Raw genomic sequence first — 16,009 nt, forward strand, 5'->3', positions numbered from 1 at the left:
TGAAATAATTTACTCTTTTCCATAACAACATCCTTATTGATGATAACAAGGCAGCAGAAAAATAATAATCAGACTTATTACTCTTCCTTTACCGTGTTATTAAATTCTATTTAAATGCCAAACCAAAATAAGAAATACTGCCTGATAAACACGTGTTACTTATTTAATTAACGGGAAAGCTTTTTATTTCTTATATATGGCAACAGCACCTATGATAAAAATTATACTGACACCAATCCTTTTTGTTTTTGACAGGATCAGAAGAATTTTGGCAGTGTCAGGATCGATTTCAAAAATATATCGCGCTTTTTAGCGGGCGGTAAGCGGGTCTGAAGGCAAAACTGAAGAAGGAAAGCGTGCGCCCGACAGCCGGCGCACAGGCCATTACACCAGACGATCCAGCAGCTTCTAATGAATTCCGCCGAAGCCGCCGTTGCTCATCATTAGGATCGAGTCCCCCGGCTGGGCGGCTTTCGCCACAATCTCCACCAGCGCGTCGATATCGGCGCTCCAGTGCGCCGGCGGAATGCAGGCATCGGCGACGTCGGAAACCTGCCACGGAATATAGTGCGGCTGGAACAGGGACACCTCATCCGCGCGCGCCAGCGATGGCGCCAGGTCGTTTTTTCTGACGCCCATCTTCATGGTGTTGGAGCGCGGCATCCAGCACCGTAAGGATGCGGGTGCAGCCGCCGACCTTGTTGCGCAGCGCGGTGAGGGTCGCCAGAATTGCCGTCGGGTGGTGGGCGAAGTCGTCATAGACCTTGATGCCATTTACCTCGCCGCGCAGCTCCAGACGGCGGCTCGCGTTGATAAAGCTGTCCAGAGCCTGCGCCACGTCCTCCGGCCTGACGCTGACGTGGCGCGCGGCGGCGATCGCCATCAGGCCGTTGTGCATGTTGTGCTCGCCCATCAGCGACCAGTTCACTTCACCGACGCGCTCGCCGTCGAGCAGCACTTCCCAGCGCGACGCGTCCGGCAGCAGCTTCTTCGCCTGCCAGCGACCGTCGTTGCCGACGCTCTCCTGCTCGCTCCAGCAGACCATGGTCATCGCCTGCCGGATGCTGTGATCGTGCTCCGGCAGCAGGATCTTGCCCTGGCCCGGCACTGATGTGCACCAGATGGTGAAACTGCTTCTGGATGGCGCGCAGATCGTCGAATATGTCTGCATGATCGAACTCAAGGTTATTGAGGATCAGCGTGCGCGGGCAGTAGTGACCGAATTTGGAGCGCTTGTCGAAGAAGGCGCAGTCATACTCATCCGCCTCAATCACAAAGAATGAACTTTTTCCTAATTTTGCCGAGACGTCGAAATTGCCCGGCACCCCACCTATGATAAAGTTAGGCTCCAGGCCGCACGACTCCAGAATCCAAGCAACCATACCCGAAGTGGTTGTTTTGCCATGCGTTCCTGCTACCGCCACCACCAAGCGATTGCGCAACACGAAGTCATGCAGCCACTGCGGGCCGGAAAGATAGGGAATGTTGCGCTCCAGCACCGCCTCTACGCAGGGGTTGCCGCGCGTCATCGCATTACCGATGATAACGAGATCCGGAGCGGGATCGAGCTGTGAGGCGTCGTAGCCCTCAGTTAACTCGATGCCCTGCTGTTCGAGCAGCGTACTCATCGACGGGTTGACGTTGGCGTCCGAGCCAGTAACCTGGTAGCCGAGCGAACGGGCCAGCATCGCCAGGCCGCCCATAAAGGTGCCGCAAATCCCAGGGATATCAATGCGCATAACGAGATCAATTACTCAAAAGTTCGGCGCACAGTGTAACCCTGCTCGCAGACTTAAGAAACGGATTAGGATTATGGTTTTTGAAGTTCAATCGGCTAAACTGCGTACGCAAACGTTGGCGGTTTGCCAGGCAGGCTGCCACTCCATCGAAGATTCAGGGAATGTGTTATGAAAACGTTAGGCGAATTTATCGTCAAGAAACAGCACGACTTTCCTCACGCAACAGGTGAACTGACGGCGCTGATTTCCGCTATCAAGCTGGGCGCGAAAATTATCCATCGCGACATCAACAAAGCCGGACTAGTGGATATTCTCGGCGCCAGCGGCGTTGAAAACGTTCAGGGCGAACAGCAGATGAAGCTGGATCTGTTCGCGAGCGAGAAACTGAAAGCGGCGCTGAAAGCGCGCGGCATCGTGGCAGGGATCGCATCGGAAGAAGAAGACGAATTCGTTATCTTCGAAGGAGTGGAGCACGGTAAATATGTGGTATTGATGGACCCGCTCGACGGCTCCTCCAATATCGACGTTAACGTCTCTGTTGGCACCATATTCTCTATCTATCATCGCGTCAGCGCGCCGAGCACCCCGTTGACTGAAGCGGACTTTATACAGCCGGGCCATAAGCAGGTCGCGGCGGGCTACGTGGTCTATGGCTCCTCGACCATGATGGTCTACACCACAGGCTGCGGCGTACATGCCTTTACCTACGATCCTTCACTGGGCGTTTTCTGCCTGAGCCACGAGCGAATGACCTTCCCGGAAAAGGGCTACACCTACTCCATTAACGAAGGCAACTATATCCGTTTCCCGCAGGGCGTGAAGAAATACCTGAAGTTCTGCCAGGAAGAGGATCATGCGACGCACCGTCCTTATACCTCGCGCTATATCGGCTCACTGGTAGCGGACTTCCACCGCAACCTGCTGAAGGGCGGCATCTACCTCTACCCGAGCACCGCCAGCCACCCGAACGGCAAGCTGCGTTTGCTCTATGAGTGCAACCCGATGGCGTTTCTCGCCGAGCAGGCGGGCGGCAAGGCGAGCGACGGCGCCAACCGTATTCTCGATATCCAGCCGGAAACACTGCACCAGCGCTGCCCGTTCTTCTGCGGCAACGACGCGATGGTGGACGACGTGGAGCGCTTCCTGCGCGAATACCCGGACACCGCGAAATAACGCAGCGAACAGTGCTGACAGACAAGCAAAAGGCCGTTTTTCGCCCGCTGGCGATCGGGCCAGTTTACTCGCCGGCACTCTGCCACAGCTGAAAAGGGCGCGACGATCGAGCCCTTTTCTTTTATGCCGTTTCCAGCCGGAACAGCGACATCGTGGACTGCAGATGCTGCGCCTCCAGCGACTGGGTGGCCGCCGTCGCCTGCTCTACCAGCGCCACGTTCTGCTGCGCCACCTCATCCATCTGCGTGACCGCCAGATTGACCTGCTCGATGCCGCGGCTCTGCTCGTCCGACACCAGCGAAATCTCCTTCATCAGCGTGGTAACGCGCATCACTTCGCCGGCGATCTCATCCATGGTTTCACCCGCGCGCGTCGCCATCTCGCTGCCCTCTTTAACCCGCGTCTGCGACGCCGCGATCAGGCCGCGAATCTCTTTCGCCGGGTTGGTGCTGCTCCAGTGTGCGCACTTCGTTTGCCACCATGGCGAAGCCGCGCCCCTGCTCGCCCGCGCGCGCCGCCTCTACCGAGGCACTGAGCGCCAAGATATTGGTCTGGAAGGCGATGCCGTCGATGACACCGAGAATTTCGCCGATGCGGTTGGCGCTGTCGGTAATTTCGCGTATCTTCTCCATCACGTAGTTCACCACCTCCGCGCGCCGCGATCGGCGGTTTCGGAGACGCTGTTCGCCAGCGTATGCGCCTGCTGCGCGTTGGCGGCGTTGAGACGCACCGTGGCGGTAAGCTGCTCCATGCTGGACGCCGTCTGCTCCAGCGAGGCGCCCGACTCTTCGGTGCGCTGCGAGAGATGAACGTTGGCAGCCGCCAGCTCGCGGCTGCCAACGTCGATCTGCAGGCTCGCTTCGCGCACCTGGCTGACCTGCGCGCGCAGCGCCTGCTGCATCTCGCCTAAGGCGCAGTTGAGACGGCCCAGCTCGTTGTCGCCGGCGGGCGGCAGCGTCTGCGACAGATCGCCCGCCGAGACCTGCTCCATGATGCGCGACGGCGCGGTTGAGCGGCAGCAGCCACGCCAGCGCGATCAGCGCCTTCATCAGCGTCTCGTTCTAGGCCGCCTGCGCCAGCTGCTTCTCCGTCACCTGGTCGGCATAGCTGCCGAAGGCATCCACCGCGCCGCTGTAGGTGGTGGCCAGCGCAGCCAGTTTACCCTCCAGCACGCTGTAGTATTCGTCGGTGTACTGCTTTGCCAGCGCGTCCATCATCGGATTGATGCCCTGCGCCAGATAGGCGTTATAGCTGGCGACGATGACGTCGGCCATCTGTTTGCCGTACGCGGTGACCGTGCCGGCGTCGACGAACACCTTCATGCTGCGATGTGACGCCTGCACGTCTGCCAGAGCCTGCTTTGTCGAGGCGGCCCCCTCATCCAGCAGGCCGATCTCGATTTTGCGCACCGCCAGCGCGGCAGTGGCGCGCGCGCATCAGATCTCCGTTGCTCTGGTAGAGCGCGTTAAGCTCGATGCCCTGGATGCGGTTGATCACATCCAGCGAACAATTTCCCTTGTTAATGGCCACAATGCCCATCACGCTGACCGCCAGCAGCAGCAACGTCATAAAAGCGAGTAAGCTAATAACCTAGTGCGTAGTGAGAGCTTATTCATCATGATGTTGTTTTTCCGTTTGCATATAAAGGCAGAGAATCCAGCAGCCCTAAAACGTACAAGTTACCGGCAGTTACGAGGGGAAACTTTATCGCGTCTGATGGTCATTTCCCTGACCATCACCCATGCTTAATCTTTTTTCAGACAGGAGGGCAATGATGAAAATGTGTATTGCAACGGCGGACCTGCTGCTGAGTCTCCCAACGCTGGCGCAGGAGGATCCCATCGACGGCGCGGTGTCCACGCTGGCGATGACCGATTACTACCTGCACCGCCAGCAGCACCTGGGATAAGGCGATAAATGCGCAGTATCAGCAGCTGATGAAACCCCTCAGCGGCGCGCCGCAGCGCGCAGCGTCAGTGGCTCGCCTACCGCGACAGCTGGCAGGCGGCGAGCGCCGCCTACTTCGCCCATACCCAGGGCACGCTGGCGCAGGTCTCCGTCGCCGCGCAGCGCGTCGCGCTGGTGCGCAATCAGACGCTGATGCTGCAGTCGCTGCGTGAAGGGAGTTGCGCCAGCGGCGCGGATTGTTGATAAATGGGGGCGGCAATATTGCTTACGCGCCGGCGACTGCCGGCGCCTTCATCCATTTTCAGGGAGAATTTATGGCTGCCTATGCCTCCACCTTTATCCTTGTCTGCTTTGTGCTCCTCAGCCATTTCGTCCACAACAGCGCCGTCACCATCTCTATTCTGATCCTGCTGGCGATCAAGCTTACCCCGATGTCGCACTTCTTTCCTTACGTGGAGAAGCAGGGTATCCAGCTCGGCATTATTATCCTGACGGTGGCGGTGATGGCGCCGCTCGCCAGCGGTTCGCTACCCGCCGCGTCGCTACTGAAATCTTTCGCCAACTGGCAGTCGATCGTGGCGATTGTGGTCGGGATTTTCGTCGCCTGGCTGGGCGGGCGCGGCGTCAACTTTATGAGCGTTCAGCCGTCAGTGATTGGCGGCCTGTTAATCGGTACGGTTATCGGCGTCGCTTTCTTCCGCGGTGTGCCGGTCGGACCGCTGATTGCTGCGGGGATCGTCTCTCTGTTTGTCGCAGCGAAGTAAGGCGTGGAGCAATCCGAAAGGTCAAAAAGGGGGCATACTTTCAGTGTCAGTTGGCTATAATAGCCGACACTCACCATATGACTATTGAAGGAATGCCCGATGAGTTTGAACCAGGTGCCTGCAGGTAAAGAACTGCCAGAAGATATCTACGTTGTCATTGAGATTCCGGCCAATGCCGATCCGATCAAATACGAAGTCGACAAAGAGTCTGGCGCCCTGTTCGTAGACCGTTTCATATCTACGGCGATGTTCTATCCGTGTAACTACGGCTATATCAACCACACGCTGTCGCTGGATGGCGATCCGGTTGACGTGCTGGTTCCGACCCCGTACCCGCTGCAGCCAGGCGTCGTTATCTGCTGCCGTCCGGTTGGCGTGCTGAAAATGACCGACGAGTCTGGTCACGACGCGAAAGTCGTCGCTGTGCCGCACACCAAGCTGACCAAAGAGTACGATCACATCAAAGATGTGAACGACCTACCGGAACTGCTGCGCGCGCAGATCACTCACTTTTTCGAGCACTACAAAGATCTGGAAAAAGGCAAATGGGTGAAGGTTGACGGCTGGGACAACGCCAAAGCCGCTAAAGCGGAAATCGTTGCCTCTTTCGACCGCGCGCAGAAGAAATAAGCCCGCAGTTGTTCAAAAAACACCGTCCAGAGGACGGTGTTTTTGTTTCTGCGCAGCAGGCGTGTTGGGGTGATGTTGTCCGATCGCAAAAGCGGCCTCTGTGCCGGCCCCACCCCTGAGTAACAGACAAAAAAACACTGTCCAGCTGGATGGTGGTGTTGTTTATGCGTCTGACGGAGGATCGTCGCGCCGCAGCCAGTCACCGCTAGCGATGCGCTCGCGCCCTTTTACCGGACGCTGGTACATATAGAGCCAGGCGCTGCCCCAGGGCGTCTGCATCAGCTGGCGCTTGTATTCGCCACCTTTAGTGTGCAGCACATCCAGCTCGGCCAGCGTGGTGGCGTCGATGCGGTAAACCTCACAATAGACGGTTCCTTCGCCTGGGATAACGCCCGGATAATAGCCGAGACTGTAGAGCGCAAAGCCCTCAATCTGCATATCCCCCAGCCATTGCGCATTCGTCATCCAGTGACTGTTTCCCTGTTTGCGCCGTAAACTGCCGTAGACAATTATTCGCATTGCTAAAACTCGAACTGATAGAGCAAATCAAGAGCCTGATCCACACCGGATACGGCTTCCAAATAGAGCTTGGGCATCAGGCGATAACGCAAGGTTAAGGTCGCCAGTGAATCGAAAATGCCGACACCATATTTTACTTGTAGACCCGGCAACACATAGCCGCTGACCTGCACCTGTTGGCTGTCGCCAACGCCGGTGGTGTCAAGAGCAAGATTGCTGACGCCGAATGTCCCACCGATTTTACCCACAACCTGCCCACTTTGTGCAACCCCCAGCCCGATTAACGCGGAGGTTAATGCGTTGCTGTCGCCGTCGCTGTCCAGTCCCTGACCGCGCAGCAGATAGGAGAGCGTCTCCTGCTGCGACATCGCCGGATCGGAGAAGACCTCGACCTTCGACTCGTCCGCCAGCCCGGTGACGCGCAGGCCCGCTGTCACGTCATCCTCTGTCGCCTCGGGATTACGGATCGCCTCCAGATTGATATAGGGCTGATCCGGCGGCCCGGCGAACTGCAGCTCGCCTTTGCGCACGATCAGATTCTGCCCGTAGGTGTGGAAGCGGCCGGAGGGGATATTAATCTGGCCATTGAGGCCCAGTCCGGTTTTATCCTGCACCACCTTCAGGTCGCCGTTCAACTTCGCCTTCAGGCCGAAGGCGGAGAGACGCACGTCGTTGCCGACGTGGATCACTAGATTGCTGTTGATCGGGCTGGCGGCGCTTTTCGGCTGAATCGGCTGCAGATTGTTATCCAGCAGCACCTCGTCCGACGAGACGCCGGTGGCGCTCTCCGGCACCTCCTGCACCGTAATGCGCGCCCAGGGCACATCGACGCCGCCGTCGAGGCTGAACACCGCCGGCGTCGCCTCAAACACCAGATCCGGCGAGACATCCATGCGCACCATCGGCGGCACGGTGACGCGCACACGGCTGCCCTGCGCCGCGATGCGCGCGCGCCAGTTGTCGAGCTGGCTCCAGTCGGCGTTGCCGTTGAGGTTAATGTTGCCCTGCGCGGTCTGCACCTGGCCGTTAAGCGTCGAGCTCATGCCGTTGAACACCATATTAAGGTTCGCGGCGGTGAGATCGACCGGCATAAAGTTGCCGTCAACGTCGACGCCCTGCAGCCCCAGCTGGCCGAAGACCTGCGGCTGCTTCACGCTGCCGCCGAGCCGCAGGCTACTGTTGAGGTTGCCCTTGATCTGCTCGCCCTGCATCAGCGCCGGATTGATCATCGCCAGCGAGATGTTGCGGATATTGACGTTGCCGCCCAGCGTGCGGCGATTCTGCAGATCGCTGATCTGCACGTTGCCGTCGAGCTGGCCGTTGTTGGCGATGCGGATCAGCCAGTCGAGATCGGCCCTTCCGTTGTGCAGCGCCGCGTTGAGGTTCAGGGTGCTGAAGTCGATGGGCAACGTGTTGCCCTGCACATCCTGCCGCACCTTGACGCTGTTGCCCTTCAGCGAGAGGGTGCCGGTCGGCAGCGCCCCATCCGCCGTCCAGTTGACGCGCGCGTCGCCGCTGAAGACGCCCGCCAGCTGGGTTTCATCCGGCAGGAACGGCTTGATCATCGTCAGGTCGAAGCGGTTCAGGGTGACGTGCGCGTGACCGCTTGACCCCGCCTCTACCGGCTCCGACACGCAGAGCTGCGCGTTGGGGTTCTGCCAGCAGTGCGGGCCAATGGTGGCGGTCTGCTCCGCGTTGAGGTAGTCGATCGCCATCGCGCGCGTCAGACGCAATTCGCCCACCGGCGTGTCAAAGCGCGTATTGTTAAGCGTACCCTGCCAGCGCTGCTGCTGGCGATCGAAGCTGCCGTTGAGCGCCAGCTGGCCGGAGACCGGCTCGCCCTGAACGTTAAGTTTCAGCTGATGCGCTTTTTCATTACCGTCGGCATTGAGCGTCAGCAGGCTGATCTTGAGCGCGTCCTGCTGCAGCTGCTCGACGCGCAGCTGCAGCTTCCCGTCCACCTGATCGTTGGAGCGCACGTCGCCCTCCAGCGTGACGCGGCGGATTTGCAGCTGCTGCCAGCGCAGACCGGTGGCGTTGAGATCGGCCAGCAGCTGCGGCGCCTGCATCGTGCCGCGCGCCTTGAGGGTGCCTTTGACGAAGCCGCCCAGCCCCGGCAGAGTGTTGTCGAGATGCGGCGCGTCGATGGTGGCGTCGAGGTTAAGCGTATCGCCCAGCACGCCTTTCACGTCCAGATTATTGCGGCCCAGCACGATGTGCACGCCGGGAATATCCCACTGGTTGTAGCTGTTGCCCCTGAGCGAGCCGTCGGCACTGACCGCGTTCTGTTTGACGTTGCCCTTGAGCTGCAGCTGCGGCACGCTCACCTGCCAGCTGCCGCCATAGAGGCTGCCGCGCGTGGCGATTTTGCCGTCCAGCTTCGCCGGCCAGTCGGGATACTGGCGCGCGGTGTTGATGCCGGAGAGCGTCAGCTCGCTGCGCCAGCTGATCGCCTTACTCCAGTCCAGCAGCGCCGTGAGATCGATATTGCCCTGCAGCACGCCGATGCGCAGCTTGTCGAGGGAGAACTGCTCGACGTTGCCTTTGCCGTCCAGCGCTATCGTGGCAGGCGGCACGCTGTCGCTCTTCACCGCGGTGCGCAGCGACATGGCGTAGTCAGTGACTTTGCCTGTGAACCGGTAGTCGAGATCGTCCGCCTGGTACTGCACCGCGCCGGTGAGCGGCCAGGGCAGCTGCAGGCTGGTGAGACGCAGCGACAGCGGCAGTCCGGCCACCGCCAGCTGGGTGGCAGCGTCGAGCTGGGCGCGTACCGGACCGGAAAAGTTGAGGCCCAGCTTCAGCTCGTCGCGCATCGCGCCGCCCAGGTCCAGCTTGATCTTCTCCCCTTTCAGCGGATCGACATTTGCCGTGCCGTTAAGCGTGAAGTTCACCGCCCAGTTGCCCGCCAGCGTAGCGTCGCCGCTGCCGCTAAGCTGGCCGAGGTTAGAGTCGACGTCCAACGTCTGCAGCTGCAGCCGACGGTCGGCGCTTTTCGCTTTCAGCAGCAGGCGGTTGATGGCGATGTCGGTGCCGCCAGTCAGGCGCAGCTGTTCGCCGAGGATCTCCTGCACCTCGATATCGAGCGGCAGGCGAAAATTGGGCAGATCCGGTAGCAGCGGTTTGGCGAACATCGCCTGCAGGGTTTCGCCCAGCGGCTTCTCATCCGGCTGCGGCTGCGGCTGCTGCACTTTTGGCTGCACCACCTCTTCATTGGCGACCTGCGCCGCTTTCGGCAGCGCCACCAGCAGGCTCTGAATATGGATCGGATTGAGCGTCAGCGCGCGCTCGCGCCACTGCAGGCCGGTGGTGAAGTCGAGCAGCGAAACGGCAGTGTCGTCGATTTTGACGTTGATGTTATGCAGGCCAAGATGGTGCAGCGTAATCGGATAAGGCGTGCTGAAATCACCGCTGCCGCCCTCCTCTTCCGGCGGAGCCTCTTGAGCGGGCGCCATCTTTTTGCTGTCCACCACCACGCTGACGTCTTTCAGCGCGATATCATTGACGCACACCGAAGAGTGCAGCAGGCAGTTGAGATCCACCGCCAGATGGAAGGTGCCAGCGTCGACGCTGACGCCGGGCATCTCATAGCGCAGCCCGCTGACGGTCAGGTTGCGCCAGCCGCCCTCGACCTGTTTGATCGACAGGCCCGGCACCCAGCGCGCCGCGCCGTTTAGCACCAGATGTAGCCCCGGCGTGGTGCCGATCAGGAACGCCACGCAGCCCAGCAGCATAAAGATCACGATGCCGATCAGGACCTTTTTCCATAGCTTCATAGTTCAGGCCCCAGTCCGATATAGAATTGCAAACCATGCTCCTCGCTGTCGCCGATCGGCCGGGCGATATCCAGTTTGATCGGCCCCACCGGCGACGCCCAGCGCACGCCGAAGCCCGCGCCGGTTTTAAAATTGCTCTGCTTGATGTCGTTGACCGCTTCGCCCGAATCGATAAACGCCGCGCCCCACCACTTGCCGGTCACGTTGTACTGATACTCCAGCGAGCCGGTGGCGAGCTTCGAGGCGCCGGTCAGCTTGCCGTCCTCGTCGCGTGGAGAAATGTCTTTGTCTTTGTAGCCACGAATGCTGCGATCGCCACCAGCGAAGAAGCGCAGATCCGGCGGCACCTTCTCGAAGTTGTTGGTTTCGATCCAGCCGAGATTGCCGCGCGCCACAAAGCGGTGCTTGTCCGCCAGCGTGCGGATCCAGACATTCTGCGCCTTCAGGAGCAGGAAGCCGACGTCGGAGCCCCAGGTGGTGTCGGAGACGTCTACCGAATAGCGCTGCGTATCGCCCCAGGTCGGCATCAGGCCGCCGCGCGAGCGGGTACGGTTCAGGCTGACGCCCGGATAGAGCAGCATGGTGGTGTTGGTGACGCTGCCCTGGGTAAAGTGGTCGAGGCTCCATTTCAGGTTGATCGCCTTCTGCCAGCCGGTGCTGTTCTCCCAGTAACGGGAGACGCCGAGCGTGCTGGTGTCCGCTTTGGTGTCGTTGAGATCGGTGCGCTTCAGGCCGCCGGTGAAGATGTAGTACTGCTCAAGCGGGCTTTTCAACAGCGGCACTTTATAACTGAGATCGAGCTGCTGCTCCGGCGCGGAGATATAGGCGCTGGCCGCCAGGCTATGGCCGCTGTCGTTGATCCAGGGCTTTTTCCACGTCGCCTTCAGGCGCGGGCCGACGTCGGTGGAGTAGCCGACGCCGGTTTCGATGGTATTTTCGGTGCGCGGCGACAGCGCGGCATTCAGCGGCAGCACTTTTGTTTTACGCCCCTGATTGAACTCCGGCGCCACCACCACCGAATTAAACCAGCCGGTGGTGGAAAGCCGCCGGTTCAGCTCGGCGAGCTCGCGCGAGCTGTAGTAGTCCCCTTTTTTAAACGGCACGAGGTTCTTCAGGTATTCTTCTGGGATCTGCGAGCCGGAGAAGCTGACGTCGCCGAAACGGTAGCGCTGGCCGCTGTCGTAGTCGATATCCCAGAAAGCTTCGCGCCGCTCGACCGAGACGCCGAGCTGGCTTTTTTTGAAGTCGCCGTCGAAATAGCCGTTACGCAGCGCCAGGTTAGAGAAGCCGCTCTTGAATTTGCCATACTCGCCGTGGTTGAGCTGCCTGCCCACCGCCGGCGTGCCCTGTTTCACCCATGCCCGGTAGTCGGGATCGCGCAGAGCATCGCCTTCCAGTACAATGGTGCTGCCCACGATTTTAACCGGCTCGCCGGGTTTAACGTGGGCGATCAGCACCGGCCTGCCGCCTTCTGCCGGCGCAGGACGCGATTCGAAATCGATATCCGGTTCATAGTAGCCGATCGCTTTCAGCCCCTGCTGAATCGCTTCTGAGACGCGCGCGCGGAAGCGGCCATCGTTGGAGACCTCATCGGCGTCGATGGTCGAGAGGTGCGCGCGCACGTTTTTATTGAGATCCCCGGTTAAGCCTTCAACCTGAAGGCGCACTTTCGCTGCCTCGACGGCCGACGCGGAGGCCAGCAGGCAGGCAATAAAACAAACGTGAATTCGTGGCACGCGTACTCCTGTTAATCATACCGACCCCTATTCCGCGGGGTGTTTATATATCCCTAGATATATGAACATCGCAGCGGCGCTTTCATCATCATAGCCGTTGAAAGCGGCCTGCGGCTGCGAAAAAAGCGTTTAAAATGCCAGCCAGCGCCCATTGTCAGCAAATGCCCGAGGCGATACAACCGCTGCGCGGCCAACAGGCACGCCACTCGGATTAATCTGATCACCTGTGCAAAAAGGCTGTTCTGGCGGCCTTCAGGGCGCTGCTGCTATAATCAGCGGCGCAGGCGCAGCCTGCTCTTTTCCTGCCCCGATTCGGCCACGCCGCGTCGATAAGGCGCAGACATTTTTGGCACGGATAGCCCAGACGGTGAGGTGAGTACAAGCGGTACGCGCTCTTCACGCGCTGCCTAGGCCAAAAATTACAAGTGGATAACCCTTTGAAAACCTATGTTAGATAGCTTACTTGTCATCCTGCTGCTGATTATTATCAGCGCCTTTTTCTCTCTGTCGGAAATCTCGCTGGCGGCCGCCCGCAAGATTAAACTTAAACTGCTGGCCGATGAGGGTAACGTCAACGCCCAGCACGTGCTGAAGATGCAGGAAACGCCCGGTACCTTCTTTACCGTGGTGCAAATCTGCCTTAACGCGGTCGCCATTCTCGGAGGTATCGTCGGCGACGCGGCTTTTTCTCCCGCCTTCAACAGCCTGTTTATCCGCTTTATGGAGCCGGCGCTCGCTGAACAGCTCAGCTTTATCTGCTCCTTCGTTATCGTCACCAGCCTGTTTATCCTGTGCGCCGATCTGACGCCGAAGCGCGTCGGCATGATCGCGCCGGAAGTGGTGGCGCTGCGCATCATCAACCCGATGCGCTTCTGTCTGCTGGTGTTCAGCCCGCTGGTCTGGCTGTTCAACGGCCTAGCGAACGTCTTCTTCCGCGTGTTTAAGCTGCCAATTGTGCGTAAAGACGATATCACCTCCGACGATATCTATGCGGTGGTAGAGGCGGGCGCGCTGGCGGGCGTGCTGCGCAAGCAGGAGCACGAGCTGATTGAGAACGTTTTCGAGCTGGAATCGCGCACCGTGCCCTCTTCCATGACCTCACGCGAAAACGTCATCTGGTTCGATCTGCGCGAGGACGAGAACACCCTGAAGACGAAAATCGCCGAGCATCCGCACTCTAAATTCCTAGTGTGCGACGGCGATATCGACCATATCGTCGGCTACGTCGACTCAAAAGAGCTGCTGCTGCGCGTGCTGGGCAACCAGAGCATGGCGCTCAACAGCGGCGTGCAGATCCGCTCAGTGCTGATTGTGCCCGATACGCTGACGCTCTCCGAAGCGCTGGAGAGCTTTAAAACCGCCGGCGAAAATTTCGCAGTGATCATGAACGAATATGCGCTGGTGGTCGGCATCATCACACTGAACGACGTGATGACCACGCTGATGGGCGATCTGGTGAGCCAGGGTTTGGAAGAGCAGATTGTGGCGCGCGACGAAAACTCCTGGCTGGTCGAGGGCGGCACGCCGATCGACGACGTGATGCGCGTGCTGGATATCGACGATTTCCCGAAGTCGGGAAACTACGAAACCATCGGCGGCTTTATGATGTATACGCTGCGTAAAATTCCCAAGCGCACCGACTTTGTGAAATTTGCCGGCTACAAGTTCGAGGTGGTGGATATCGACAGCTACCGAATCGACCAGCTGCTGGTGACGCGCATTGACGAGCGTCCGCCGGTGCTGAATGTGGCGAAAGCCACGGAAGAGTAGAAAATTAGAGGGCGCCAGCGGCGCCCTTTTTGTCAGTTGAACTCCGCCTGAAGGCGCAGAACCTGACGGTTGATTTCGGACATCACACTCAGGTGCTGTTTGTCCTTAACGCGCGGGATCAACACTTTTCCCTTGTCGAACTCAAACGCGCCCACATCCTTTATATACATCCTTCCCTTGAACAGCGTTTTTACATATTTCGCTATTTGCATTGGATTATAGCGTTGGAAGATCTTCATACTGCTTAACTCCTGTACATTTATAAATACGCTTCGCCGTTTCCAAGTTCGGTACGAGCCTATGAAGCGCAAAGTGCCGGTAAACTATAGAACACTGAGCGGGGTTAAAGTTCCGAAAACTAAACTTTTTTACTGAGTTGAAACAGCATTACAGAATAGTCTGTTCTCTCTCTCGTCGAACACAGTATAAATCAGAACTTGTTAAGAAATTATGGCATAAATAACAAACCCGATACCTTAACAAGACAGGCGCATTATCACCGCTTACTATTGCAGGAAAATGACTAACTAGTCGGATCACTGAGGAGAATCGTAATGCGTTTCGTCGGTGCCCTATTCGCGCTAGCGCTGCTGTCTGGACTTGCCTGCGCCCACAGCCTGAAACAGGGCGAGCGTGTACCCGCCGTCGGCGTTAACGACAAGGGCGATCTGCGTTATCAGCAGGAGGAATTCAGCTATCAGCCCTGGAACAGCGCGCAGCTGACAGGCAAGGTGCGCGTCATTCAGCACATCGTGGGACGCTCATCCGCCAAAGAGGAAAATGCGGCCGTAGTAGAGGCGATCAAGGCCGGTCGCTTCCCGCACGACCGCTATCAGACCACCACCATCGTCAATACCGACGATGCCATTCCCGGCACCGGCATGTTTGTGCGCAGCAGCATCGAGGGCAATAAAAAGCAGTATCCCTAGTCACAGTTTATCTGTCGACAACAAAGGCAACGTGAAAAAAGCCTGGCAGCTGGAGGATGCCGGATCGGCGATTGTGGTGCTGGATAAAGGCGGGCGCGTGCGCTTCGTGAAGGATGGCGCGCTGACGCAGCAGGAAAACACGCAGCTGATCGCGCTGGCGAGAACACTATTGAAGGAATAAGGCTCTGCGCTGCGTCTGACGCAGCGCAGAGCGAGAGGCTGCCGCCTCCCGGATGCGTCAGAACAGCGACACGCGGAAGCCCGGATTCAGGAAGGATTCACGCGGCGCATAATCCAGCGGTTTCCCCGTCCAGTCATTCACATGGGCGCCGGCCGCGATGGCGACCGCGTGTCCCGCGCCGGTGTCCCAGATATTGGTCGGCCCGAAGCGCGGATAGAGCTGCGCTTTGCCCTCCGCCACCAGACAGAATTTCAGCGACGAGCCCGTCGCGACGGTCTGATGCTCGCCGATCTGCTGAAGATACTCTTTGAGTTCGTCATCGGCGTGCGAGCGGCTCACCACCACCAGCGGCGGCCGCGCATCCTGCGCATGGATCTGGATTTTATGGCCGCCCTCTTCTTTCCAGGCTTTGCCGTCGGCAGCGCAATAGAGTACGTCGAGCGCAGGCGCGTAGACCACGCCAAGCACCGGTATCCCCTTGTCGATCAGAGCGATATTGACGGTGAACTCGCCGTTGCGCTTGATGAACTCTTTGGTGCCGTCGAGCGGGTCGACCAGCCAGTAGCGCTGCCACTGCTGCCGCTCGCTCCAGTCGGGCGAATCCTCTTCCGACAACACCGGCACTTCCGGCGTCAGCTGCTTTAACCCCTGCAGGATAATATCGTGCGCGGCGATATCCGCGGCGGTCACCGGTGAGTCGTCCGATTTACGCGACATGTCAATCGGCGCTTCCTTCTCATAAATCAGCATGATGGTGTTGCCCGCTTCACGCACCAGCTGGCAAATTTGCTCTAACATATTTCACCTCCTGATAGGTGGCAGCCGCAAGATTCAGCCGTGCGCCACCCAATCAAATTTTAGCAGCTGCGGCGCTGACCGCCCAGCTC

Annotated in this window: 10 protein-coding genes and 3 pseudogenes; 6 read left to right on the top strand and 7 right to left on the bottom strand. The window is 58.9% G+C overall.

Going from position 1 to position 16,009, the window contains the following annotated elements; all coding sequences use genetic code 11:
• Positions 1-408: 408 nt before the first annotated feature.
• A pseudogene (gene mpl, locus EIO60_RS10180) lies at positions 409-1,739 on the bottom strand (UDP-N-acetylmuramate:L-alanyl-gamma-D-glutamyl-meso-diaminopimelate ligase).
• 168 nt (positions 1,740-1,907) lie between these two features.
• On the opposite strand from mpl, the gene fbp reads away from it, so the two are divergent.
• Positions 1,908-2,912 carry a class 1 fructose-bisphosphatase gene (fbp, locus tag EIO60_RS10185; RefSeq protein WP_258576708.1) on the top strand — a complete coding sequence of 335 codons (1,005 nt, stop codon included), beginning with the start codon at positions 1,908-1,910 and terminating at the stop codon, positions 2,910-2,912.
• Positions 2,913-3,033: 121 nt separating this feature from the next.
• On the opposite strand, the pseudogene EIO60_RS16170 reads toward fbp, so the two are convergent.
• A pseudogene (locus EIO60_RS16170) lies at positions 3,034-4,528 on the bottom strand (methyl-accepting chemotaxis protein).
• 155 nt (positions 4,529-4,683) lie between these two features.
• Here EIO60_RS16170 and EIO60_RS10215 point away from each other — a divergent pair.
• The 3 genes from EIO60_RS10215 to ppa all read left to right on the top strand — a co-directional run bounded on the left by EIO60_RS10215 (position 4,684) and on the right by ppa (position 6,214).
• Positions 4,684-4,821 carry a hypothetical protein gene (locus EIO60_RS10215; protein WP_258576713.1) on the top strand — a complete coding sequence of 46 codons (138 nt, stop codon included), beginning with the start codon at positions 4,684-4,686 and terminating at the stop codon, positions 4,819-4,821.
• Between the two features lie 313 nt (positions 4,822-5,134).
• Entirely contained in the window at positions 5,135-5,584 is a 450-nt protein-coding gene (locus EIO60_RS10220; RefSeq protein WP_258576714.1) for a DUF441 domain-containing protein, read from the top strand.
• A gap of 99 nt (positions 5,585-5,683) precedes the next feature.
• Positions 5,684-6,214 carry an inorganic diphosphatase gene (ppa, locus tag EIO60_RS10225; RefSeq protein WP_258576715.1) on the top strand — a complete coding sequence of 177 codons (531 nt, stop codon included), beginning with the start codon at positions 5,684-5,686 and terminating at the stop codon, positions 6,212-6,214.
• A 162-nt stretch (positions 6,215-6,376) separates the two neighbouring features.
• Here ppa and EIO60_RS10230 read toward each other — a convergent pair whose 3' ends face one another.
• From EIO60_RS10230 to tamA, 3 genes are read right to left on the bottom strand one after another with little or no spacing between them, the layout of a single operon-like run.
• Positions 6,377-6,733: a gamma-glutamylcyclotransferase family protein gene (locus tag EIO60_RS10230; protein WP_258576716.1), complete on the bottom strand. Its 357-nt coding sequence runs from the start codon at positions 6,731-6,733 to the stop codon at positions 6,377-6,379.
• Positions 6,734-6,735: 2 nt separating this feature from the next.
• Positions 6,736-10,506, bottom strand: coding sequence for an autotransporter assembly complex protein TamB (gene tamB, locus EIO60_RS10235; protein WP_258576717.1), 3,771 nt, complete (start codon positions 10,504-10,506; stop codon positions 6,736-6,738).
• Positions 10,503-12,242, bottom strand: coding sequence for an autotransporter assembly complex protein TamA (tamA, locus tag EIO60_RS10240; RefSeq protein WP_258576718.1), 1,740 nt, complete (start codon positions 12,240-12,242; stop codon positions 10,503-10,505). The genes tamB and tamA overlap by 4 nt, the downstream gene beginning before the upstream one ends.
• Before the next feature lie 447 nt (positions 12,243-12,689).
• On the opposite strand from tamA, the gene paeA reads away from it, so the two are divergent.
• Positions 12,690-14,012 (top strand): polyamine export protein PaeA, encoded by a 1,323-nt coding sequence (gene paeA / locus EIO60_RS10245; RefSeq protein WP_258576719.1) that lies wholly within the window; start codon positions 12,690-12,692, stop codon positions 14,010-14,012.
• Between the two features lie 32 nt (positions 14,013-14,044).
• On the opposite strand, the gene EIO60_RS10250 is transcribed toward paeA, so the two are convergent.
• Positions 14,045-14,251 carry a DUF1107 domain-containing protein gene (locus tag EIO60_RS10250; protein ID WP_258576720.1) on the bottom strand — a complete coding sequence of 69 codons (207 nt, stop codon included), beginning with the start codon at positions 14,249-14,251 and terminating at the stop codon, positions 14,045-14,047.
• A 315-nt stretch (positions 14,252-14,566) separates the two neighbouring features.
• Here EIO60_RS10250 and EIO60_RS10255 point away from each other — a divergent pair.
• Positions 14,567-15,122: pseudogene (locus tag EIO60_RS10255) on the top strand (YtfJ family protein).
• A gap of 57 nt (positions 15,123-15,179) precedes the next feature.
• Here EIO60_RS10255 and cysQ read toward each other — a convergent pair.
• Positions 15,180-15,920, bottom strand: a complete 741-nt coding sequence (cysQ, locus tag EIO60_RS10260; RefSeq protein WP_258576721.1) for a 3'(2'),5'-bisphosphate nucleotidase CysQ — start codon at positions 15,918-15,920, stop codon at positions 15,180-15,182.
• Positions 15,921-16,009 lie beyond the last annotated feature (89 nt).

This window comes from Candidatus Pantoea persica (assembly GCF_013753875.1).
Classification (GTDB): Bacteria; Pseudomonadota; Gammaproteobacteria; order Enterobacterales; family Enterobacteriaceae; genus Pantoea; species Pantoea persica.

Excerpts from the sequence above, each read along its gene's own strand:
- fbp (WP_258576708.1), top strand. The coding sequence starts at position 1,908 with ATGAAAACGTTAGGCGAATTTATCGTCAAGAAACAGCACGACTTTCCT.
- EIO60_RS10215 (WP_258576713.1), top strand. The coding sequence starts at position 4,684 with ATGATGAAAATGTGTATTGCAACGGCGGACCTGCTGCTGAGTCTCCCA.
- EIO60_RS10220 (WP_258576714.1), top strand. The coding sequence starts at position 5,135 with ATGGCTGCCTATGCCTCCACCTTTATCCTTGTCTGCTTTGTGCTCCTC.
- ppa (WP_258576715.1), top strand. The coding sequence starts at position 5,684 with ATGAGTTTGAACCAGGTGCCTGCAGGTAAAGAACTGCCAGAAGATATC.
- EIO60_RS10230 (WP_258576716.1), bottom strand. The coding sequence starts at position 6,733 with ATGCGAATAATTGTCTACGGCAGTTTACGGCGCAAACAGGGAAACAGT.
- tamB (WP_258576717.1), bottom strand. The coding sequence starts at position 10,506 with ATGAAGCTATGGAAAAAGGTCCTGATCGGCATCGTGATCTTTATGCTG.
- paeA (WP_258576719.1), top strand. The coding sequence starts at position 12,690 with ATGTTAGATAGCTTACTTGTCATCCTGCTGCTGATTATTATCAGCGCC.
- EIO60_RS10250 (WP_258576720.1), bottom strand. The coding sequence starts at position 14,251 with ATGAAGATCTTCCAACGCTATAATCCAATGCAAATAGCGAAATATGTA.
- cysQ (WP_258576721.1), bottom strand. The coding sequence starts at position 15,920 with ATGTTAGAGCAAATTTGCCAGCTGGTGCGTGAAGCGGGCAACACCATC.